This is a genomic window from Enterobacter sp. CPE_E890 (genome assembly GCF_046521475.1).
Taxonomy (GTDB): Bacteria; Pseudomonadota; Gammaproteobacteria; order Enterobacterales; family Enterobacteriaceae; genus Enterobacter; species Enterobacter adelaidei.
Genome location: NZ_JBKFZW010000001.1, coordinates 2,807,789 through 2,830,932 on the forward strand (window position 1 = coordinate 2,807,789; position 23,144 = coordinate 2,830,932).

Consider the following 23,144-nt stretch of genomic DNA (forward strand, 5'->3'; position numbering starts at 1 on the left):
GCCATATGCTCAGTAGCGCATCTGCCAGCGAGAGGCACTAACTTCTCTCTTTCCATTTCTCTGCGACAACGTATATCCCTATCGCTAATGCATTAAGTCCAGCACATAAGAACCCATGCATTGCGATTCGCGGAACATCATCCGGCCAGTCAAAGATAAACAGATAGTAGCCGGATACCGTCACAAACAGCATGAATGAAATTATTAGCAACGTATAAATGGCTAAATAGCTGATGAATTTTCGTATTAACGCTTTCACAGTCAAATTCATTAGCTATCTCGTATTAACCGAAAAGTTGCCGGCCCAATGGGCCGGCTACATTCATCACGCGTCTTTCGTCTTCAGCGACGGCAGTTTTGAAACCAGACGCAGGGAAACGGTCAGGCCTTCCAGCTGGTAGTGTGGACGCAGGAAGAACTTCGCGGCGTAGTAGCCCGGGTTGTCTTCAATCTCCTGCACCTGCACTTCCGCAGCCGCCAGCGGTTTGCGGGATTTGGTCTCCTGAGAGGAGTTGGCCGGGTCACCGTCTACGTAGTTCATTACCCAGTCGTTCAGCCAGCGTTCCATCTCTTCACGCTCGCGGAAGGAGCCGATTTTGTCGCGCACAATGCACTTCAGGTAGTGCGCAAAGCGGCAGCAGGCGAACAGGTACGGCAGACGAGAGGCCAGACGCGCGTTGGCGGTGGCATCCGGGTCGTGGTATTCGGCCGGTTTCTGCAGAGACTGCGCGCCAATGAAGGCCGCAAAATCGGAGTTTTTGCGGTGAACCAGCGGCATAAAGCCGTTTTTCGCCAGCTCGGCTTCACGACGATCGCTGATGGCGATCTCAGTCGGACATTTCATGTCCACACCGCCGTCATCGCTCGGGAAAGTGTGGCATGGCAGGTTTTCTACCGCCCCGCCGGACTCCACGCCGCGAATCGAGGTGCACCAGCCGTACTCTTTGAAAGAACGGTTGATGTTGGCAGCCATCGCATACGCCGCGTTCGCCCAGGAGTAACTGTTGTGGTTCGCGCCGTCGGTCTGCTCTTCAAAGTCAAAGCTGTCGACCGGATTAGTACGAATGCCGTACGGCAGACGTGACAGGAAGCGTGGCATCACCAGACCCAGATAGCGGGCATCTTCGGATTCACGCAGTGAACGCCAGGCGGCGTATTCGGTGTTCTGGAAGATCTTGGTCAGGTCGCGCGGGTTAGCCAGTTCCTGCCAGGATTCCATCTGCATCACGCCCGGTGCGGTACCGGTGATAAACGGACAGTGCGCCGCTGAGCCGATGCGCGCCATTTCACCCAGCAGCTCAACGTCCTGCGGGCTGTGGTCGAAGTAGTAGTCACCCACGATGCAGCCAAACGGCTCACCACCAAACTGGCCGTACTCCTGCTCGTAGATTTTCTTGAAGATCGGGCTCTGGTCCCAGCCCACGCCTTTATAGCGTTTCAGGGTGCGGCCCAGCTCCTGCTTGGAGATGCTCATAAAGCGGATCTTCAGCATCTCGTCGGTTTCAGTGTTGTTCACCAGGTAGCTCAGACCGCGCCAGGCGCTTTCCAGCTTTTGAAACTCGTCGTGGTGAATGATCTGGTTCACCTGCTGAGACAGCTGTTCGTCGATACCGGCAATCAGGTTTTGAATGGTGCGGTAGGTGTCGTTGGAGAAAGTGACGGTATTTTCCAGCGCCTGCTGCGCCAGAGTTTTGACCGCGCTTTCTACAGCGGAACGCGCCTGATCGGTTTTCGGGCGGAACTCTTTGTTCAGCAGCGCGCTGAATTCATCCTGGCTGAACGCCTGACCCGCCTGCTGCTCATGTTGTTGAGTCTGGTTGCTCATCGATTATTCCTCGCTACCTTTCGCACTTTCGTCATTTTTCGGCAACTGGCTCAGGGATTTGAGCAGCGTCGGATCCTGGAGAATTTTCGCGATCAGCTCTTCCGCACCGTTTTTGCCGTCCATGTAGGTCAGCAGGTTGGAGAGCTGAGTACGCGCTTCCAGCAGCTTGTTCAGAGGTTCAACCTTGCGGGCCACCGCATCCGGCAGGAAGTCGTCCATGCTGTCGAAGGTCAGATCGACATTGAGCTTACCTTCGCCGGTCAGGGTGTTATCCACCTGGAACGCCACACGCGGCTTAAGTGCCTTCATGCGTTCATCAAAGTTGTCGATGTCGATTTCGAGGAATTTACGCTCGTCGACGGCCGGCAGGTTTTCAACCGGTTTGCCGACCAGATCGGCCATGACGCCCATCACAAACGGCAGCTGAATTTTACGTTCTGCACCGTAGATCTCTACGTCGTACTCAATCTGCACGCGGGGGGCACGGTTACGTGCGATGAATTTCTGCCCACTGTTACTCATTGCCATGATGTTCTCCATCAAAGATGCGCGGTGAAGTTGAAACGGCAGGCTCCATGCCTGTCGTCATAATGCCTGGACGCGTTATTCGCGGCGTCCAAAGATGTTTTCCAGTTGGTTAACGCCGTCCGGCGCCAGGTCGCGAATAATGTCCATAAAGTTGAGTTCTGACAGCCGCTGTACCCGTTCAATCATCAGCGGCGCAGGGTGGCTCGGTTCGTACTGCGCAAAATACTGCTTCGCTTTTTCCAGCATCAGCTGCGCGTCGGCGCGGCTGGTGACCTGCACACTGCGCCAGTCGGTGACCTGCTGAACGGGCTGTGCTGCTACCTGTTGCTGCTCAGCATGTTGTTCAGCCTGCGCTTCACGGTTTGGCAGCAGCTTGCTGATGTCGGTCACCTGACACGCGCTGGCGACCAGCCCCACGGTTTTCAGCAGCTGCTCCATTTCGGGTACGCCGCTTTCACCGAGATACCCGGTGAGGAGATCGCGAATGACCTGCAGCCGTTCGTGAATGACGATAACCGCGGCGGTACCCGGCTGGTCGCCGCGAGCCAGTTCGTCAATCAGCCGTGGACGACCGCCCGGATAATCCGGACATTCGGTCTTGCTGCCATCCAGCAGCGCCTGGGCATCCCGGAGCGAAATTTCATCGCCGTTTGAACGCAGCAGCGAAGCATTACGCACGGCGACGGTGAGGTCAGATTTATCGCTCAGCCCTGCCAGAGCGTTAATGCGATAGAACGGATCGGTTTCGCCATACTCTTCCAGCAGCGGATAAAGCGGCTCCCAGTAACGGCTGATGGCCTCCTGCACCAGTAATAGTCCGTCTGCGTAACCTGCCAGGCCGCGACGGCGGGTCCAGGCATGCGTGAGTGCCAGCAGTACGCGAAGATCTTTGGTGCGGGTCAGCAGGCTGGTGGCGTATTTTTCAACCGTGTTCCAGTCAGCAGGTTCCGCCGGGATAATGGTGTCGCCAAACTGCTGTTCTGCTTTCCCAAGACTTGCCTGATTCATAATCTGGAAGTCGGCGTCGTACTCCAGGTTTTCGCCGCAGGGCTTGTCGGGGCTTATTGGCGCGAGAAATTCTTCGATATTCATGAGATCCCTGCTTATTCAAACATGGGCGGATAGAGACCGTGACGGCCCGGGCGGGCGCCCCCTGCAGGGTCGAACAGCAGAGTGAAAAGCTGCCCGGTAAAGTTACCGCTGTGCACATGGGTGTACAGCGGATAACCATCGCAGCGGTTAGTCCACCAGTAGCTGGTCTGGCGCAGCGGATCAAAGCACTCCGCGGCCTGGGGCCATCCCAGCGTGTTCTGACCGTCCTCGTCATAACCAATCACATCAAGGATGTCAGAACGCTTTTGCGGCTCAACGGGCTGCGGCGCCGGAATGGTCATCAGCATCTCATCCAGCTGTGAGGCGGAAAAACTATTGCGCACCGCGTGCAAACCCAGGCGCCCAATCTGCTGATACCAGCTTTCAGCCTGGCTGAGCAGGCTCGTCGACCACTCTGTCGGGACGAAGCTCAGCTGAAGGCAAACCGGGTATTGTCGACCAACGCTGTCGCGGCCGGGCAGCAGACAGCCCATCTGGATCATCTGGCTACCCAGCATCGGGGGGACAACAAAATTCCAGACCGGCGCTTTGTAAAACTGGCGCTCGCCGCTGCGCTGCTCTTCCTGCTGCCAGGCCAGCAGGCCAACCTGGAACCAGTGTGACCACTGGCGCTGTAAAGTGTCAGGAAAGCGACGCTGCAAAAAATCTCCGGCGCTGGGTAACTTGCCATACCAGCTGTAGCGGTTCATCGCAGGGGTATTCGTCATACGGCTGTCCTTGCGGTTATGGGCATGAGAAACGAGGAAGCTGGAACGGGTTGCGAATGCTGTTTGGCGCAAACTCCAGCGTGACCTGATGTCCGTCGACGTTGAACGTGGCCTGGCGGCTCAGGCTACCTGCCCCCGGGCTGGTGCTCGCTTTATCGAAAAAGCGGTTTAGCGCCCAGGCACCGTTGGTCACCAGCGTCGCCGTGCTGCCATTCGCCAGCCCCAGCTGCATACGAACCTGATTGGTACCACCTGGTCCTGGCCAGTTCATGATCTGCACGGCCTGCGGGCCATGGCTGTAGCGCAGTTGCTGGCCATCAACGTCCAGCGTCAGGTTCAGAATGGTGTTATCCATTCGCACGGTGCGGACCGTCACTTTGAAAGACGGGGTCGTGGCGCCATTAGCAAAGAAAGCGTCGCGAATGGACTGGGCCTGCTGGAACGGTCTCAGCAGCCCTTCGCTTCCCGGCAGCGTTTTGCCGTCAATGCCCGGCATAAAGCGCCAGTTTGCCTGCGTGGTATCCACTTTATTGGTCAGATTGTCGCGGAAGAAGGCGTCCATCAGCCCGGTTCCCGGCGCAAACATACGCGCGAGATCGTCAGGAGTGACCTCGGTGCTGGCGCTGCGTACCAGCGGGTAGCGACCGGCAATCGCCTGACGACAGAATCCGCCCACTTCGACATTGATCCGCTTACGCACATTGTCCAGATCGCGGCGCTGGGTATCACTGCTGGCCCCCACCGCCATGTTGCTGAACATGGTTTGCAGCCCGCCCGGCAGGCGACCGGCGCTGGCCTGCAGACGGCTGATCGCCTCGCCGCCCGGTGCCGGCATGCCGCTGTTGGCGGCGTCCTGGACGGCGGTCAGGTAACGGTAAAGCTCGTCCACCTGCTTAAGAAAGTCATCAAAGACGATAGTCTTACCGCCCTTCTCCAGCGGTTGCGCCAGCTCAATCAGCGGGGCGTAGTGATCGGTAACCAATTGTTCCGGTGACTGAGCGACAACGGCAGCTTGTGACGGAGCAGAGTTGTTATTGCTGAACAGCGTTTCCAGCGTGCGGGTAGCGCGATTGCTTTGATCTTGTGCTTTACCGGCATTGTCTGCTGCTGGTTCATCACGAGATAGCGTCAGTACCTGACTCAGGCTCAGCACCAGACGGCGCAGCGGCGAGTTTGTGCCAGAAAGCAGGCGTGCGGTATTGATACGCTGAGAAAGGTCGGCACTGTTGTTAAGCTGAATGTCGGCGAGCCAGGGATCCCAGTTTGCGATAAAGTCTCGCATGTAGAGCTGGCGCACGGCGTTATCGATCTGCTTTTTATCTTCCTGCGCCGTGGCGGCTCCCAGAACCCAGGCATCGTCTTCATGCAGGGCGGTGGTGACGCTGTCAATCTGGCCGTTAAAGCTTTTCCAGTAGCCGTCCGGGGTATAAAGCCCCGGCACACCCTCACTCACCGGCTTGCCGCTTTTACGTGAAAACACCAGTTCGCTCTGCGGTCCTCCCAGGTCGGTAAGAGAAACCGGCTTCAGATTTTCATCATGTTCCAGCAGACGCTTCAGACGACCATATACGCGGGTGGAGAGCGGCTGCTGGTTGATCAGCGCTCTTTCGCGGGTAACCAGGGATTCGTCCTGGGCATACGGGGAGGCCTGAATTTTCGGTTCCAGCAGCTGCGTCAGATGCCATTCAAGCTGTTGCAGTTGCGCCTTCGTGACGTTCTGCGGCAGGTTGCGCTGCAGATTGAGCATCACCCACGAATGCAGGAATTTGCCGTCGTAGTGCTTTGGCTGATACAGCATTTGATAGGCTTTTAGCGCTTCGTAGCTGTATTCCACATCGCTGCCGTTGTCGTTACGAAGCCAGGTGGTGATGTGCATGGCGACGGCAGGCAGCAGCATCTGATCCAGCGCTTTCTGGTACAGAGACTGCGATGCATCACTGACGTCATCCCCACGATAAAGACCCATACGGCGGGATACTGGCGGATCGTTTACATCAAACGCGTCACTCTTCGGCAGGTCCACCAGACCATTGAGCAGCGGCAGCAGATCAAACAGATCACGCTGAGGCTGGTTCTGTAAGGCTTTACTCTGCTGATCAAGCAGCGGCACCTTCGCATCGACCTCTTCCAGATACGCCTTGTTTTTGGCGTAGCTGGTCAGCCACAGCCCACCGAGGATCACCAGCAGAGACAGCAGTGCTGCATAGCCGGACCAGATCACCGCCCGGTTGCGCAGTTCCCACCAGCGGTTTTCTCCGGCAATACCGGCCTCCTGGAAAATGACGTTTTGCAGCAGATTCTTGATGAAAAAGCTCTGGCCTTTCGCTCCTGGAATGGGTGCCTCTTTGCTGACTGCATCCCAGCTATCGCCCTCGGCACCTTCAGGTAAAGAGAGCGCGCGGTTCAATTCACCCATCACGCGGTCGAACGGCATGCCCTCCTGCGTCCCGCTGGCGAAGTAGATCCCGCGCGGAGAAAACTCGGTTTCGAAATTCGAACGGGCGAAGACCGTGCTCAGGTAGTCCGCCAGCAGCGGACGCAGCGCGGCAAACTCCTGTGGGAAGAGATAGGCTTCGGCGCGGGTTTTCGCGTCATGCTCTTTCAGCATGGTTTCCGGCAGCCCGGCGTCCAGACGCTGCTGCAGCAGAGAAAACTCCTGCTGGAAGTTGCCCATCAGGTCGTAATCGGCGTGTCTGGTTTGCTCCCACGGCAGCGTAAAGCCCCAGATCTGATCGCGCTGGGCTTTGTCGTAGTCGGCAAACCATGCACGGAAGCCTTTAAGCAGGTCAGCCTTGGTTACCATCACGTACACCGGGAAGCGAATGCCCAGTTGTTCATGCAGTTCAGACAGACGCTGACGCAGATTCACCGCCTGCTGGCGGGACGCCTCGGCAGACTGGGTGAGCAGGTCAGAAATGCTGATAGTGATGATGACACCGTTGATCGGCTGGCGGCGGCGATACTTACGCAGTAACCCCATGAATTCCAGCCATTCTCCGGCATCCTGTACCTGCTCGCTCTCCTGAGTGGTATAGCGACCCGCCGTATCCAGCAGCACCGCCTCGTTAGTGAACCACCAGTCGCAGTTACGCGTCCCCCCAATACCGCGCAATGCGGTCTTACCGAAACGATCGGCCAGTGGGAACTGCAGCCCGGAATTGACCAGCGCCGTGGTTTTACCGGAGCCCGGTGCGCCAATAATGACGTACCACGGCAGTTGATACAGATATTGCGTGCTGAAGCGCTGCGTCCACTGGGCACTCTGCCCCGCTTTGCTGAAGTGCGCTTTTTTCAGCATCTGCGCGGCTTCATCAAAACGGCTGGCGAGGATCTGCTCCTCGCTGTTCAGTCGTTTCTGCGGATCCGCGGCTTCCGGTTTGCTCGTGTTCTCATTGAGCTTGTCCATCAGCTTGCGGTTCAGCCAGGCATTGTACAACCGCGGCAGGATATGGCCTTGTGCCCAGAGCAGATAGACCACAGCGATGCTGATAATGCGGTTTTGTTCAGACTCAAGCGGTCGGGTGTCCACGATGGACAACAGGGGACCGATCATCCAGATCACCGCCGCAAGCGCCGTTACGCCGAGGAAGCTCCACAGAATGCGGTTGGTCAAAATGGAAAGAAGTGTAGTCAGCATCCTTAGTTTCCTTGCGGCAATCCGTTCAGCTCAGCCTGTGTATTTTCAGGCGACACCAGCAGAGTAATTTCCACACGGCGGTTACGGGCGCGATTTTCAGGCGTCGTGTTCGGCGCCACCGGGTTAATCTCGCCCCGCCCTTCCGCTTTCACACGATCGGGCCGGGAGAGGCTTCCCTGCAGCATTTTTTGTACCGAGCGGGCACGTTCCAGAGACAATTCATAGTTAGAGGCAAAGCGCGCGCTGCGGATCGGTACGTTGTCGCTGTAGCCCACCACCAGAATTTTGCCGCTGACGTTATTCATCGCCTGCGCAATACGGTTAATCACCGGTTCATAGCGGTCACGCACAACGGTGGAGGCAGAGGCAAACAGCCCGTCACCTTTCAGGATAACAACGCTGCGGTCCGCTTCGTCTTTCACCGCGACCAGGCCCGCCTCGATTTCAGGCTTCAGGAAGCCGCGCAGGTTTAACACCGCAGGTAGTTGGCGAGCTGGCTGCTGGATGGTGGTTTCCGGCAGCTGGGACTGGTAAATCTTCGCCAGCACCGGGCTGGTGTTGTCGCCAAGACGCCAGTTAAGGACGATGTAGAACAGGCAGGCGATAAACCCGGCCAGCGCGACACAAGCCCAGAGCGGCACCATCGGACGCCACAGTTTGCGCAGCACCGGGCGATCTTCCGGATGGGGAGAAAGCGGTGGCGGATAGCTTCCACGCACGCCGCGGATCATCTGCCAGAGTCGCTGCTTGATCGTCTCGAGCTGGGTGCGCCCATTATCCAGCACCCGATAGCGCCCTTCGAAGCCAAGCAGCAGGCAGTAATTGATCATCTCCAGCAGCAGAATATGTTCACGCGGGTTCTGCGACAGGCGCGCCAGCAGCTGGAAGAATTTCTCGCCGCCCCAGGTTTCGTTATGAAACGTCACCAGCAGACCGTTGCTTGACCAGACGCCGCTGCTTCCCCAGGGGGTCAGCGCAGCCGCTTCATCCAGGGCCGTACACAGGCAGTAACGTGCCCCGACGATCACCTCATAGGCGAGACCAGCCTGCTGACAGCGGACTTCGAAACGGCGAATTTCATCGATCAGACGCTGGCGTAATGCCACCTGATCGTCATGAGACACCGAATGACGGATCTGCGGAATCGCATTGAGCAGCGGATTAGCGGCCGCCACCAGCGGATTGTTACTACTGGCTCCGGTAATCGCGGCATCACTGCCGGTATCCTGTCGTTCCTGCATATTTAGCGCTCGCTATATTATTCTGTCGGGCTACGGATGGCCCAAAACTCCATATCCAGTCCCGGGAATTCCCCTGCAAGATGCAGGGCAAATGCACCGGACTTATCCATCTCGTGCCACAGCTCACTGCCTTTCTCCAGCTCAAAGTAGCTGTAGCCCGCATGCCATGGGATCTGCGGTGGCGCAACCGGCATGGCGCGCAGCATAATGCCAGGCAGTTGCAACTGGACCAGATCGCGGATTTTCGATACCGGCGCTATCTTCATCTGGGCAGGGAAATAGGTTTGCAGGTGTTCGCCTGGCACACTGGCTTTTACCGCCAGTACGAAACCAAACTCGCGCACCATGCTGGTTTCAGGCACCGTAGCGATGTTCAGACCGTGAGAGCGTTCGTTAAGCGGCAGCTGAATCGCGTGATCTTCCATCACCAGCGACAGCCCCTGACGCAGCATCAGCATCAACTTACTGAAGCAGTTCGCGAGATCGTCATGATCGTAAATCGGTAGTACGTTTTCGGCGTGACGTTGCGAGGTCCAGGTGGCGAGTTCGGTGGCAAACGGCAGCCAGCTGCGCCAGAGCGTTTCCGGGTGCAGCAGCGGCAGCGTTTTTAAGTGAGAAACCTCGCCCAGATGGCGGTTCACCAGCGACAACAGCGTAAATTCGATCAGTTCAGAGGTGTTAAAGCGGCCAGGCTGACGCAGACGACCGCCAATCTGCTGACTGCGCTGCACCAGTAAGCCGTGCAGATCGTTGATCATGCTGTAGATCTGCGGGCTGTTATTGGCGTTCAGCATTGGCGGAATGTAGCTGTTATCGAGTCGCACGAGGTTATCGTTACGTTTCTCGGTCACTGCCGCCACGCCGATGGCGGTCCATTCTGCTGTCAGATCTTTTTCCAGCATCAGGGTCAGACGAAGACGGCCAAACTGGACGGTGGCATCCCCCACCGACATGGCGTTATCGTCTTCTACCTCTTGCTCAAAAGCGATGAAGCGCGCCAGAGAGGCCTGCTCTTCGCTAAAAATCACCTCTTCTCTCTCGCCACGGCGAACCGGCAGCGCGAGCACCACCTTTTCATTGGTGAGGTTGTCGGGGATTTTCAGCGGTGCAGGCCCGTTGCGCCCGTTACGCACCTGGAAAAAGGTGCCGTCCGGCAGCAACCCGCTGCAGTAGCTCAGGGCAATGCATCCCTGACGCAGCAAGGCTTCATCGAGTTCAACGTCCAGAAAGCCCCAAAGATAGGACCGCTGTAGCGCACCCCATTCACGAACATGGTTGAGCAGATAGCTTTCAGCCCGCTGAAAATGGTGTGGACGCAGGAACATGCCTTCGGTCCAGACGACCTTTTCTGCTTTCGTCATGATGTGTTTCCTGTTTTAACGCGCGTTACTGACTGATGACACGAATGCCATTCACGTCGAGAAAAACGTTGGCCTGGAGTTCATCCGCGGACCATTTCCAGAACTGATAGAGATGATTTTCGCCTGGCACAGGCAGAGGGATTGAAACGCGCCATTTTTTGCCATCCAGCATCTGATATTCCGCCATCACACCGATATAGCGGGCCTCCGGAGAGCTTTGTCCGCTGAGGGTTTTCGACAGCTGTCCTGGCATCAGGAAGAACACATCGCTGTTCAGCAGATTCGCGCCAAGCGTTGCTGACGCGTTGTTCTGCAGGGAATAGAAGTCGCTGGACATGAAATCCGCATCGGATTTCAACAACAGTACCCGGACTTTAAGCGGCGCAGATTCATTGATTTGTGGATGAGCCTGAAACTGCAGATTGTAGCGGGAAGGGTCGCTGTGTGAAGACGACGTACAACCACTGACAAGGGTGAAAACCACCGCGTAAAAGACCAACCACAGCCGATGAAAATTTTTATTATTCATAAAAACACGCTCATAAAAGCCGTTTAGTTCAGGATCCAGGTACCGTTAGCGCTGTCTTTGCAGGCTTTGCTGTTGCCATCAACATCGACACAGGTTGCTTTTTTACGTGACTTAGGACGAATGGCCTGTTTACGCACGGCCGCGTCGTACTGATCGGCCTTGATAACGGCGCGCATCGGCACGTAACCAATCAGCTGGTCTTGTCCTTCATCGGCAAGCGCCATCCAGTAGTGTTCAACCTGCCCCAGCACCACGTAGGTTTTTCCGGTTTCCAGCGTGCGGATAACCTTTCCGCCAAAGTCAGGACGGCTCATCACGGATGCCGGATACATGGCACGATACGGCTCATTGAGTTGGGTGAATTCTGCTGGGGGGGTAACGGCGTGACGGTGGGTTAAGGTGACGCCGTTGACCTGGCTGGTCACGATCGTATCGTCGTTGATCACAGGTTTCTGCGGCGCTTTACAGCCCGCCACCGCCATTACAAACAGAAGTGAAAACAGTACGCGCATTTTCATATGCTTTTCCGTAGCGATATTTCGATGATGAAGATGAGGGAATGAAGTTTGTTTTAAGTACAAAAGTTAAAACATGCAGGATATTTTCGGGGCGTGACTATTTTACGGGCATAGCTACCGCACGAGCCCCTCAGAATAAGGCCCAGTGTCTTCCTGACATATTTTGACAAACAGCAAGCAAGTTTACATGAGCTTCGCATCAATTCAATATTTAACGCCCCGCAAGTGATGGTTAATGAAGCACCTGGCGCATTATAGGATTAATCTGACAAACAAAGTGGCGCAGTCTCAATGAGCTAATTATCAGGCAAACAACTAACACAACCACCTGTTTTCACAAAAGAAAAAACCAAAAGAGAACCAGTTGCATTAACGCAACAAACCTATTTTCACCACTACCATAATTAGTAGAATTTCGTTTATTTTCGGTTTGCACAGAATATATTCATTATGAATTATTTGTTGCATCGATAGAGTATGTTTATTTTTTCCAGCAGGGCACCTTAAATGAGATTAATTCGGTCATTGGCAGGCGGTTAATTTCACACCCCAAAATAAGTTTGTATTTTGTATGGTGATAACTGTCTATTCAGACATCAAATGAATGAATTAACAATTAAGCATGAGTAAACTTTTATGCTGCCAGAATGTTCAGATTTTTCTCTAAACCAACTTACGCTGAGGTTTACCGCTAGCTCACCCTTCCCGCCTTTCATATGAAGTTTTACCGCTACTACATCATTTTTTCTTCCTGCGTCATCTATCCCACCGAATGTGTGATAGATAAGATTTATTATCAAAATGATAAAATTTCGTTATAATTTCTTTAAATATTTAGATTACATCGTTGATAACTCACTGTAATAAAGAGGTATTTAAGATAAAGCGCTTTGCAACACCGTGTGCATTGATACACGTGCTGATCATTGCTTGCGCTTATTGCCTCCCACAGTGGTTTTACTGGTCCGACGGTGTATGAGTTAACGAGTCAGGAGTTGGTATGAACAAGAAAAGACGCTCAGTTCCCGGAATCAGGCACTATGACGGTCCTGCCGGAGGCTGGGGGGCGTTAAAAGCCACCGCCATTGCGGTACGTACCCAAATGGATACCTTTGATGCCCCCGCGACGCTGCTGCGTACCAACCAGCCTGACGGCTTTGACTGTCCGGGCTGTGCATGGCCTGATAAAGAACACAAATCGACCTTCCAGTTTTGTGAGAACGGCGCGAAAGCGGTGACCTGGGAAGCGACCAGCAAACGCGTCACCCCGGCGTTTCTGGCCGAAAACACAGTTACCTCACTGCTGGCTAAGTCTGACTTTGAACTGGAAGGATATGGCCGTCTGACACATCCCCTGCGCTATGACCGGGCAAGCGATACTTTCAGGCCTGTTGAATGGGACGAGGCGTTTCAACGCATCGGTGAGGTCCTGCGCGAGCTCGATCCGGATCAGGTTGAGTTCTATACCTCCGGGCGCGCCTCCAACGAAGCGGCCTACCTGTTCCAGCTCTTTGCACGTGAATACGGTACCAATAACTTCCCCGACTGTTCGAATATGTGTCACGAAGCCACCAGCGTCGGATTGCCACGCTCGATTGGTATCGGGAAAGGTACCGTCTCACTGGATGATTTTGATAAAACAGAGCTGGTGATCTCCATCGGTCACAACCCCGGGACTAACCACCCACGGATGATGGGTACCCTTCATGAGCTTGCACGTCGCAACGTGCCGATTATCGTCTTTAACCCGCTACGCGAACGCGCTCTGGAACGTTTTGCTGACCCGCAAAGCGTCATTGAAATGGCGACCTACAGCTCGACAGATATCGCGTCGACTTACTTCCAGGTGAAGGCCGGAGGCGATGCCGCCGCGTTAAAAGGTATTGCTAAACACCTTCTGCACATGGAGGCCGAACGCGGTAACGTGCTCGACCACGCGTTTATTGCCGAGCACACCCAGGGTTTTGAGGACTTTGCTGCCGATATTGCCCATACGCAGTGGGACGAGATCGAGCGAGAGTCAGGGTTAAGCAAGGCGGCCCTTAAAAGCGTGGCCGACGCCTATGCGAAATCCAGTGCCACTATCATTACCTACGGGATGGGGATTACCCAGCACAATAAAGGCACGGCTAACGTCCGGCTGATTGCTGACCTGCTGCTGATGCGCGGCAATATTGGCAAGCCCGGCGCGGGGATCTGCCCTCTGCGCGGTCATTCAAACGTGCAGGGGAACCGCACCGTCGGGATTAGCGAGAAGCCGACACCGGCATTTCTGCAACGTCTGAAAGACGTTTTTGGGTTTGAGCCCCCTTCCCACCACGGCCATGATGCGGTGCAGGCAACGCAAGCCATGATCGACGGCCGCGCGAAAGCGCTCATCTGCCTCGGCGGTAATTTTGCCGTCGCGATGCCCGATCACGAGCGCGGTTTTCCGGCGATGGGGTCACTTGAACTGAGTGTGCATGTCGGGACCAAGCTTAACCGTACCCATCTGCTGGTCGGTAAAGAGACGATTATTTTACCGTGTCTTGGTCGTACAGAACTGGATGTCCAGGCCACCGGGCGTCAGTCCATTACCGTCGAAGATTCCATGTCGATGGTGCATGCCTCTTCAGGCAAGCTGAAGCCTGCTTCTCCACTGTTGCGGGCTGAACCGGCCATTGTCGCCGGCATGGCGAAAGCTACTCTGCAGGCAACCCGCGTGGACTGGATGACGTTGATTGAGGATTACGACCGCATCCGCGATCTCATCGAGCAAACCATTCCGGGGTTCGAGAACTACAATGCGCGGATCCGCGTTCCCGGCGGCTTCCGCATGCCGCTACCGCCAACGAAACGTATCTGGCCAACCGCAACGGGCAAAGCGATGTTCTCAATATTCGACGGCGTGCATGAAAATGCCAGTGGTGAAGGAGAGCATGTTCTGCGTCTGATCACGCTGCGCAGCCACGATCAGTACAACACCACCATTTACGCCCTGGACGATCGCTACCGTGGCGTTTTTGGCCGCCGGGATGTGCTGTTTATGAATGAAGATGATATGGCACAGGCCGGGCTGGAACACGGCGATCGCGTGGATATCGAAACCGCCCTCCCCGGCAGTGTTCAGCGTCTGGAAGATATTACCGTTGTGGCATACAGCATCGCACAGGGATCTGTCGGGGCGTACTACCCGGAAGCCAACGTGCTGGTTCCACTCGATTATCTGGATAAGGACAGCGGTACGCCGTCCTATAAATCGGTTCCGGTTCGCATCACCCTGCGCTCGAAAGAGATCCGCATGCTGTAAGGCTGTTCGCGCCGAGTAAACGATGGATATAAAACAGCTAAAATATTTGATCGCGCTCGATCAGACCCGCCACTTTGGTAAGGCGGCCTCGCAGTGCAACATCACCCAGCCGACGCTCTCCATGCGCATCCGCAGCCTGGAGGAGGAGCTTGGGCTGGTGCTGATTGTGCGCGGGCAGCGCTTTGAAGGCTTTACACCGGAAGGTGAACGCATTCTGGCATGGGCGCATGCCTTGCTTGCTGCCCACGACGGGTTACAGGCCGAAGCCGCGCTGTGCAAAGGCCAGGTGGTGGGTGAGTTACGCCTGGGAATGGTCCCGCTGGCGAGCGTGGACCCGATGACCTTTATCCGCCTGTTGACGCAAAAATACCCGGAGCTGACTTACAGCCTTTATTCCATGTCCTCGGCACAGATCGCCGATGGCGTCAGCCGCAATCAGCTTGAGCTGGGCATATGCTACCTCAACAGCATCGACACCAGCCTGTTTGACATTATCCAGCTGCCAAAGACGAAGATGGGCCTGCTGCACGATACACGTCATTTTCAGTTGGATCAGGACACGCTGACCTGGCGCGACCTGATGGATTTTTCTCTGGGGTTCCTGACCAAAGGGATGCACTACCGGGCGCATATGGAGGCCAGCTTTAACGCCGCAGGGATCGAACCCAAATCTGTTTTTGAAAGCGACTCCACGTTCCAGATCATTCAGGCGGTGCAGAGCGGCGTGTGCTGCGCCGTGATGCCGCTGAACAACGGGCTGGAAGACCTGAACAGCAATTTCAGGATAGTCCCCATCACCGATGCAAACATTGAGGCGCCCGTCGGCCTGATTATGCGCAGACAGAAGCCCGTCTCCTCGCTGGCGCTGCGCTGTTTTACTGACGCTCAGGAGATTTTTCAGGCAGACAATGAAGCGTAAGTCTGGCGTGTCACCGCGCTAAAACCGCCGATCAACACCGCGTTGCAAACGTCCCGATTTTCCGGTGATTCCACCAGCGCGCGGAGCGCATCGCGAATGGCGTTAAGCGTTTCAGGCGAGGTGTTATGCGAGGTGATCAGCGGCAGCCCCGGCGTCAAAGGGGTACGGTCAATGACTGCGAGCCCCGTAAGCCGTTCCGGCTCGTGACGCTGGAGCAGCGCCCAGGTCACACAGTCGATGGCCGCGATATCACCTTCTCCGCGTTTGACATCAATCAGCGACTGGCGATGGCTGCCGCTGAATGTTGTTTGTGAGAAAAAATTGTCGTCAGCCACTTTTTTTCGCAGCGCACGGTAGCCGGACTGCGAGTCCGCGGAATTACAGACCGCGCGACGACCGCGAAAATCAGCCAGCGTGAGATGCCGATCTTCCGCACGCACTACCAGAAAACTGCGGTACTGGATCCCCTCGCAGCCCGAAGCGGTGTAGTGAAAACAGCCGACCACCTGCACGTCCGGTAGCAACGTCACCAACGGATAACCACAGGTCTGGCTGAGGATAAGCTCAGGCTGTTGCCAGTGGGTCAGCAGATTTGATTCCGGCCAGCCGGGGACACGGTCAACGGACACACCACGTGCGACCAGCAACCTCTTTACCGTTAGCCAAAGCGCGCGGGTATTGGCTTGATCCACGGCATACATGGGAAATGCCAGCAGGTTACTCATCATTTGTCCTTTGTTGGCTCCCCGGATGAACGGTAACGTTAACGGGTCTGCTCCAGAACTGGCGGAACCATTCGCCATAGCCCATAACGAGAAAACCACGATTTCGCAGCCGATACGCATCCTGGTTTTGCTGGTAGATCGTCTTCAGTCCATACCAGGGCACGCCCGGTAAATCATGATGTACTGAATGGTAGTTGAGATTCAAAAACAGTACCCGCCAGAACAGCCCGGCCTCGTTAATGACGGAACGTGCGAGCGGGTCATCCGCCGCGCGATGTTCGAAAAACGATCGAACCTTGGTCAGTGCCAGCGCCGGATAACTGACCGCCAGTACAAACCAGACGGGTGAAAAGCCGGTCTGCGTCATCCAGGCGAAGAGAGCCACCAGCAGCAAAACGTGAACCAGCCACATTGATATTGCCCGCAGTTGAAGATGACGAAATGCCGCCACGGCGCTGCCCAGTGTTTGAACGATATCCAGCAGCGGCGCTAGCACTATCCGCCCGGTAAAGGTATTCCGCGCCTGGATCACGCGCTTCTGCCAGGGGGAGAAGCGCGCCCAGCTCTCCGGCGTAAAATAGTACGATTCAGGGTCATCCACCGGATGGGTCAGGCTATGGTGCCGATGATGGGCAAGATGGGAGTCCCGGTACAGGCCGTACGGATACCAGACCGCCAGCGGGAGGGTGCCAAACAGCTGGTTAAGCCAGGCAAAACGCGTGGGATGCCCGTGGATCAGCTCATGCTGCAGGGACATGTACCAGGCGGTAAACCCGATGAGCAGCAGCGTGGCGGGCAGCAGGCCGAGCGTTTGCCAGAACGTCAGCGTGGCAAACCAGCCTGCATAAATAGTGACGATCAATAGCCACGTGGGCAATTCGCTTCGCCATATAAAACCCGATGCGAGATGGCGGATTTGTTCGCGTTGTTGCGGATGTAAATAGAGGGAGTTTCGTTTACCCATTCCTTCAGACGCCGTTTCGCCAGAGACAGTGCCCTGACGATCGGGGATAACGTCTGAAATAACAAAGAACTTAAATCGCATTGCTTTGCCAGAAACGTGGGCAGGCTTCGCCGCTTGACTTATTCTGCAATAAAGGTACTTTTCAGGACATGAAGAAAATACTGATTATCGTTCCTGACGGCGGCATGCTGTTTGAAGCCGCCGGTATCGCTGACATTCTGATGCAGGCTAATCGACTGCATCCGGAAGGTATTTCGCGTCCCCGCTATCGCATTATCATCGCCACGACCCAGCCCCATCAGGTGATCCACGGTCAGTCTGGCCTGAACCTGCTGGCAGACTACCGTCTGCCGGAGCTGGACCCGCGTGAACCGCTGGATACCATTATCATTACCGGACGCGGTATGAACGAGCAGGAGAGCACAGCCGTAGTAGACTGGCTGCACCTTGCTGCGCCGCATGCGCGGCGGATAGCGTCAATTTGTGGCGGTGCGATGCTGCTGGCCCAGACGGGATTGCTCGATGGTCGTCGCGCGACCACCCACTGGCGGCTGCTGGAGACAATGCAAACCCAGTATCCGGCTATCAGGGTCGAAAGTGGTCCGCTGTATGTTCAGGATGGTCCTGTCTGGACCTCTGGCGGCGTAAGTTCCGGGTTCGATCTGACTCTGGCACTGGTGGAAGATGACTATGGCTTTACCCTCGCCCGCGACGTGGCGCAGGATATGGTGATGTATCTGCGCCGCCCCGGTGGGCAACTGCAGTTCAGCCGTTATAGCCTTCAGCAACCCGGCGATTCTGGCCCGCTCAGTGCGTTGCAAACCTGGATCCTGCAAAACCTCACGGAAGACCTGTGCGTGGAAAATCTGGCCGGGAAAGCGGCGATGAGCCCGCGCAATTTCACCCGCGTATTTACCCGTGAAACCGGGGTTTCTCCGGCCCGCTACGTCACTGAAGCGCGTCTGGCTGCCGCCCGACAGATGCTGGAGCAGACCCGAGATCCCCTTGAGCTTATTGCTGAGCGAACCGGCTTTGGCAGCAGTATTAATTTGCGACGCGTGTTTGAGAAACAGCTCCACCTCACACCGGGTGAGTATCGCCAGCGTTTTCATTGCCGGAAAATGGCGTAATCTGATCCTTTTTTGTCGTTTACGCCATTCGACCTGACGCCTACAGTGACTCCAGACAACACAGATAAGGAGTGCACCATGGTTAAGGTCGGTATTAACGGTTTCGGCCGTATTGGACGTAATTTCCTGCGCGCGGCGCTGGGCAACGCGGATCTGCAGATCGTGGCCATTAACGATTTGACGGACAGCAAAACCCTCGCCCATCTGCTCAAACACGATTCCCTTCTCGGTACCCTGCCGGTTCCCGTTGAAGCAGTTGACGGCGCGTTGCAGGTGGATGGTCAGCGAATTACCGTATATAGCGAACGCGACCCGGCGAATATTCCGTGGCGTGATGCCGGTGTTGACGTGGTAATTGAGGCCACCGGCTTCTTTACTGAACGGGAAAAAGCGGCTGTGCATATCACCCACGGTGGCGCTAAGCGCGTTATCATCTCCGCTCCCGGAAAAAACGATGATCTGACGATAGTGATGGGGGTCTGACCTGCCCCCACGATTAGATACAACACTCAGTTAGTAACGTCGGAATCTTCATTCTCAGAATGACCCTTTCTCCAGCCCGCTGCAAATTCAGACGGTGTCTGATAATTCAGCGTGGAGTGCGGGCGGCATTCGTTATAATCCTGCCGCCAGTCATTAATAATTTTCCTGGCATGAACGATATCGCTGAACCAGTGCTCATTCAAACATTCATCGCGAAATCGTCCGTTAAAGCTCTCAATAAATCCGTTCTGCGTTGGCTTGCCCGGCTGGATTAAGCGCAACTCAACACCATGCTCAAAGGCCCATTGATCCAGTGCACGGCAAGTGAACTCCGGCCCCTGGTCAGTTCTTATCGTCGCCGGATAGCCTCGAAACAGTGCAATGCTGTCCAGAATACGCGTGACCTGAACGCCTGAAATCCCAAAGGCAACAGTGACCGTCAGGCATTCCTTTGTGAAATCATCGACGCAGGTAAGACACTTGATCCTGCGACCGGTGGAAAGTGCGTCCATGACGAAATCCATCGACCAGGTCAGATTGGGCGCCGCCGGACGGAGCAGCGGCAGACGTTCTGTTGCCAGCCCTTTACGACGTCTTCTGCGTTTTACGCCCAGGCCACTGAGGTGATAAAGCCGGTACACGCGCTTATGATTAACATGAAGCCCTTCACGGCGCAGCAACTGCCAAATACGACGGTAGCCAAAACGCCTGCGCTCCAGTGCCAGCTCAGTGATGCGCCCTGATAAATGCGCATCAGCAGCCGGACGGTGAGCCTCATAGCGGCAGGTCGACAGGGATAAACCTGTAAGCCTGCAGGCACGACGTTGCGACAGACCGGTCGCATCACACATCAACATCACGGCTTCCCGCTTCTGGTCTGTCGTCAGTACTTTCGCCCAAGAGCCACCTGAAGCGCCTCTTTATCCAGCATGGCTTCGGCAAGCAGCTTCTTGAGTCTGGCGTTCTCTTCCTCAAGCGACTTCAGGCGCTTAACTTCAGGCACCTCCATACCGCCATACTTCTTACGCCAGGTGTAAAACGTGGCATCGGAAATGGCATGCTTGCGGCAGAGTTCACGGGCGGGTACCCCAGCTTCGGCTTCGCGGAGAATACTGATGATCTGTTCGTCGGAAAAACGCTTCTTCATGGGGATGTCCTCATGTGGCTTATGAAGACATTACTAACATCGGGGTGTACTAATCAACGGGGAGCAGGTCAGGTCAATCACGAGCAGTACGATCCTGCCCGGCATGTTGTCGTAAGCAACGGGAGTTGTACCACTAACGGCCTGGCTCCGGCTGCGCAAGTGCTACATCAACAGTTCGGGATTCAACATGGTCTGATGAACACGACCCATGCTTATACCAACAGTCAGGCGCTGCACGATCAGCCTGAAAAAGATCTGCGCGGGGCACGTGCTGCAGCCCTGTCAATCGTTCCGTACTCCAGCGGTGCGGCAAAAGCGCTGGGGAAAGTCATCCCTTCCCTGGACGGTAAACTGACAGGCTACTCCCTGCGCGTGCCGGTTCCGGTGGTGTCGATTGTGGATTTAACAGTAACGCTAAGTCGTAACGTGACTGTTGAAGAGGTGAATGACGCGTTTCGTCACGCTGCCGCCAGCGGGCCACTGAAAGGCATTCTGGGATATAGCGATGAACCGCTGGTCTCCAGCGATTACCAGGGCGACCCACGCTCCTCAATTATCGACGGGCTTTCCACGCTGGTGATTGGCGGGAATATGGTGAAGATCCTGGCGTGGTATGACAACGAGTGGGGATTCTCAAACCGCCTGGTAGATCTGGCTTTGTGGATGGATAAGAAAGGGTTGTAACTCTGAAGCCGGGTAGCGATAACGCTTACCCGGCAAATTTATTACTCCGCCTTCACTCTCACACCCATAAACACAATCACCATCGCCGTCACCAGCAGGAAACCACTTCCGGCAAATACGCCGCTGGCACCGTTGAGGTCAAATACCGCCCCGCCCCCGGCCGCACCCGCACTGATTGCCAGCTGAATTGAGGCCACCAGCAACCCCCCTGCACTTTCGGCTTCATCCGGAACGGTGGTAGCAAGCCAGGTTGACCAGCCCACCGGAACCAGACCAAACGCAAAGCCCCACAACGCAACCAGGAACCCGTCCAGCATCGCCAGATGACCAAACGCCACCATCGTGAGGGCGAGTACGCCCATCGCAAACGGTACCAGCGCCAGCGTCAGGCGCAGATTACGTGCCAGCAGGTGCCCGGCGACAGAGGTGCCCACAAAATTGGCGAGTCCAAAACCCAGCAGGATCAGTGAAATACTCTCAACGCTTACCTGACCTACTGTTTCCAGGAACGGACGCAGGTAGGTAAAGAAAGCAAAGTGGCCGCTAAAGATCAGAATGGTCGCCAGCATGCCGCCGATCATCCCCGGACGACGCAGCACGCGGAACAGCGTACTCAGGCTACCGCTGCTCTCCGGTTTCATGGAAGGCAGCACCCAGAGCTGCCACAGCAGCGCCAGCATACTTGGCAGAATGCAGAGAATAAAGACGTTACGCCAGCCGATCAGGCTACCCAGATAGCTTCCCAGTGGGGCAGCAACTACGGTGGCAATTGATACACTGGAGAAGATCACCGCCAGCGCTTTCGGCACTTTATCCGCAGGAACCAGACGCATCGTCGTGGCCGTCGACATCGCCCAGAATCCGCCGATGGCAACCCCCAGCAGCAAGCGCCCCATCAACAGGACGTGCAGGTTGGGCGCAAAAGCCACCAGCAGGCTGGAGATGATTTGCAGCACGGAGAAAAACATCAATACCCAGCGGCGGTCGATGTTCTTGGTGGCCGGCGTGATCAGCAATCCCGTGACCAGCGCCACCAGTGCGGTGGCGGTTACGGCCTGACCGGCCATCCCCTCACTTACCCCCAGGCTCGCAGCCATCGGCGTCAGCAAACTGGCGGGCAGAAATTCTGCCGTAATCAACCCAAACACTCCCAGCCCCAGTGAATAGACCGCTCGCCAGGCGGGTTTTGCAGGCGCGATGGCCTCTCTCGCCGCGACACATGAATTCATCTGTTGTTCTCCCGTTATGAAAATGTGACAACTGTCGCAAAAGCATAGAAGGTTCACCCTGGACGATCTATGACATATAATCTCCACTTATTGATTATTCGTCCGGAGTTGCGCCATGACCGTACAGTCACCCGATCTGATCAGCGAACTTTTACGCGGCATGCGCCTGTCAGGTGTGAAATACCGGCGCATCCAGGCCAGTGCACCGTTTGGCGTCGCGTTCCATCAGGCACCCGGTAGGGCGCAGTTTCATTTTGTAAGCCACGGTAGCGCCCTGCTGCGAATGGAGAGCGGTACAACGTTCGAACTGAGCAGTGGTGACGCCCTTTTTATTCCTGCCGGCAATTCCCATGCCCTGCTCTCAGACGAGCAGGCGACCATTACGCCCATTAACGCCTTTCCCAGCGAGCCCATCTGCAGCTCGGTGTGTGCCATCACCTGCGAGCCCTGCCCGGAAAGCGAGAACACCATCATCTTTAGCGGGTGCATGGATTTTGAGCTGGGCGGGATGCAACCGCTGATCAAGGCGATGCCGGAAGTGATGATGGTCAGCCGGTTGATGTCCACCTGGCCGGAGATCCATCCGTTGCTGGCGGCGATGGAGCGGGAATCCGTGGCGCGTCAGGCCGGGTACGCAGGGATCCTTGCGCGGCTGGCCGACGTGGTGGCAGCGTTAATCGTACGTGGCTGGGTTGAAGGCGGCTGTGGCAAAGCCACCGGCTGGGTGCAGGTACTGCGTGACCCACGCCTGAGCCGCGCCATTTACGCCATGCACCAGCAGCCTGGCCTGAACTGGAGCGTGGCAGACCTGGCAAAAGAAGCGGGGACTTCCCGTTCTGTATTCGCAGAACGGTTTCTGGCGGCGACGGGAACTACGCCGGCAAAATATCTCAGCGAGCTGAGGATGAGGCTGGCCATTCAGTACATTCGACACGAAAATCAGCCGATTGAAACCGTCGCGCTGCGGCTGGGATACGGCTCTCTGGCGGCATTTAGCCGGGCATTTAAGCGCATTATTGGACATGCGCCGGGCACGCTGCGGGAAACCAGCCAGACGCCGGAAGAGGCCTGACCGAACAGCAATATTTAACGCGAAGCAGGCAATATTCGTCTAA

General features: G+C 56.0%; 17 protein-coding genes and 2 pseudogenes. 6 read left to right on the forward strand and 13 right to left on the reverse strand.

Annotated elements, in window-relative coordinates; genetic code table 11:
- Window positions 1-325 precede the first annotated feature (325 nt).
- From tssC to ACLHV9_RS13855, 9 genes are all read right to left on the reverse strand, one after another.
- A complete protein-coding gene (gene tssC / locus ACLHV9_RS13815) occupies window positions 326-1,825 on the reverse strand; it encodes a type VI secretion system contractile sheath large subunit (protein ID WP_028018712.1) in 1,500 nt (499 codons plus the stop codon).
- 3 nt (window positions 1,826-1,828) lie between these two features.
- The gene (gene tssB, locus ACLHV9_RS13820) at window positions 1,829-2,353 is read right to left on the reverse strand and encodes a type VI secretion system contractile sheath small subunit (protein WP_008502644.1); all 525 of its coding nucleotides are present in this window, start codon (window positions 2,351-2,353) and stop codon (window positions 1,829-1,831) included.
- 75 nt (window positions 2,354-2,428) lie between these two features.
- Window positions 2,429-3,445 (reverse strand): type VI secretion system protein TssA, encoded by a 1,017-nt coding sequence (gene tssA / locus ACLHV9_RS13825; RefSeq protein ID WP_108089713.1) that lies wholly within the window; start codon window positions 3,443-3,445, stop codon window positions 2,429-2,431.
- Between the two features lie 11 nt (window positions 3,446-3,456).
- The gene (gene tagF, locus ACLHV9_RS13830; RefSeq protein ID WP_407220667.1) at window positions 3,457-4,173 is read right to left on the reverse strand and encodes a type VI secretion system-associated protein TagF; all 717 of its coding nucleotides are present in this window, start codon (window positions 4,171-4,173) and stop codon (window positions 3,457-3,459) included.
- Between the two features lie 16 nt (window positions 4,174-4,189).
- Window positions 4,190-7,810: a type VI secretion system membrane subunit TssM gene (tssM, locus tag ACLHV9_RS13835; RefSeq protein ID WP_028018709.1), complete on the reverse strand. Its 3,621-nt coding sequence runs from the start codon at window positions 7,808-7,810 to the stop codon at window positions 4,190-4,192.
- A gap of 2 nt (window positions 7,811-7,812) precedes the next feature.
- Window positions 7,813-9,051: a DotU family type VI secretion system protein gene (locus ACLHV9_RS13840; RefSeq protein WP_108089711.1), complete on the reverse strand. Its 1,239-nt coding sequence runs from the start codon at window positions 9,049-9,051 to the stop codon at window positions 7,813-7,815.
- Window positions 9,052-9,068: 17 nt separating this feature from the next.
- On the reverse strand, window positions 9,069-10,412 hold the full coding sequence (tssK, locus tag ACLHV9_RS13845; protein WP_407220669.1) for a type VI secretion system baseplate subunit TssK: 1,344 nt from the start codon (window positions 10,410-10,412) through the stop codon (window positions 9,069-9,071).
- Window positions 10,413-10,437: 25 nt separating this feature from the next.
- Window positions 10,438-10,941 carry a type VI secretion system lipoprotein TssJ gene (gene tssJ / locus ACLHV9_RS13850; RefSeq protein WP_049008586.1) on the reverse strand — a complete coding sequence of 168 codons (504 nt, stop codon included), beginning with the start codon at window positions 10,939-10,941 and terminating at the stop codon, window positions 10,438-10,440.
- Between the two features lie 23 nt (window positions 10,942-10,964).
- The gene (locus ACLHV9_RS13855; RefSeq protein ID WP_028018705.1) at window positions 10,965-11,459 is read right to left on the reverse strand and encodes a hypothetical protein; all 495 of its coding nucleotides are present in this window, start codon (window positions 11,457-11,459) and stop codon (window positions 10,965-10,967) included.
- Between the two features lie 1,000 nt (window positions 11,460-12,459).
- On the opposite strand from ACLHV9_RS13855, the gene ACLHV9_RS13860 reads away from it, so the two are divergent.
- Window positions 12,460-14,748: an FdhF/YdeP family oxidoreductase gene (locus ACLHV9_RS13860; protein WP_028018704.1), complete on the forward strand. Its 2,289-nt coding sequence runs from the start codon at window positions 12,460-12,462 to the stop codon at window positions 14,746-14,748.
- A 22-nt stretch (window positions 14,749-14,770) separates the two neighbouring features.
- The gene (locus ACLHV9_RS13865) at window positions 14,771-15,667 is read left to right on the forward strand and encodes a LysR family transcriptional regulator (protein ID WP_028018703.1); all 897 of its coding nucleotides are present in this window, start codon (window positions 14,771-14,773) and stop codon (window positions 15,665-15,667) included.
- Here the strand turns inward: ACLHV9_RS13865 and ACLHV9_RS13870 are convergent.
- Together ACLHV9_RS13870 and ACLHV9_RS13875 are read right to left on the reverse strand one after the other, a co-directional pair.
- Complete coding sequence (locus ACLHV9_RS13870; RefSeq protein ID WP_028018702.1) at window positions 15,646-16,392, reverse strand: phosphate/phosphite/phosphonate ABC transporter substrate-binding protein; 747 nt, start codon at window positions 16,390-16,392, stop codon at window positions 15,646-15,648. The genes ACLHV9_RS13865 and ACLHV9_RS13870 overlap by 22 nt on opposite strands.
- Window positions 16,385-17,356 carry a fatty acid desaturase gene (locus ACLHV9_RS13875; RefSeq protein ID WP_108089863.1) on the reverse strand — a complete coding sequence of 324 codons (972 nt, stop codon included), beginning with the start codon at window positions 17,354-17,356 and terminating at the stop codon, window positions 16,385-16,387. Before ACLHV9_RS13875 ends, ACLHV9_RS13870 begins: the two co-directional genes overlap by 8 nt.
- 149 nt (window positions 17,357-17,505) lie before the next feature.
- On the opposite strand from ACLHV9_RS13875, the gene ACLHV9_RS13880 reads away from it, so the two are divergent.
- A complete protein-coding gene (locus ACLHV9_RS13880; RefSeq protein WP_108089709.1) occupies window positions 17,506-18,486 on the forward strand; it encodes a GlxA family transcriptional regulator in 981 nt (326 codons plus the stop codon).
- Window positions 18,487-18,564: 78 nt separating this feature from the next.
- Window positions 18,565-18,966, forward strand: a pseudogene (locus ACLHV9_RS13885) (glyceraldehyde 3-phosphate dehydrogenase NAD-binding domain-containing protein); the annotation flags it as partial.
- Window positions 18,967-18,995: 29 nt separating this feature from the next.
- Here the strand turns inward: ACLHV9_RS13885 and ACLHV9_RS13890 are convergent.
- Window positions 18,996-20,116 (reverse strand): IS3-like element ISSen4 family transposase gene (locus ACLHV9_RS13890; RefSeq protein WP_087451024.1). Its coding sequence is split into 2 segments (ribosomal slippage): window positions 18,996-19,858 and window positions 19,858-20,116, totalling 1,122 coding nucleotides; the frame shifts between segments, so codons are not numbered across the junction.
- Between the two features lie 93 nt (window positions 20,117-20,209).
- On the opposite strand from ACLHV9_RS13890, the pseudogene ACLHV9_RS13895 reads away from it, so the two are divergent.
- Window positions 20,210-20,800, forward strand: a pseudogene (locus ACLHV9_RS13895) (type I glyceraldehyde-3-phosphate dehydrogenase); the annotation flags it as partial.
- Between the two features lie 41 nt (window positions 20,801-20,841).
- On the opposite strand, the gene ACLHV9_RS13900 reads toward ACLHV9_RS13895, so the two are convergent.
- The gene (locus ACLHV9_RS13900) at window positions 20,842-22,029 is read right to left on the reverse strand and encodes an MFS transporter (RefSeq protein WP_134708072.1); all 1,188 of its coding nucleotides are present in this window, start codon (window positions 22,027-22,029) and stop codon (window positions 20,842-20,844) included.
- A 115-nt stretch (window positions 22,030-22,144) separates the two neighbouring features.
- Between ACLHV9_RS13900 and ACLHV9_RS13905 the strand changes: the two genes are divergently transcribed.
- Window positions 22,145-23,101, forward strand: coding sequence for an AraC family transcriptional regulator (locus ACLHV9_RS13905; protein WP_028018697.1), 957 nt, complete (start codon window positions 22,145-22,147; stop codon window positions 23,099-23,101).
- Window positions 23,102-23,144 lie beyond the last annotated feature (43 nt).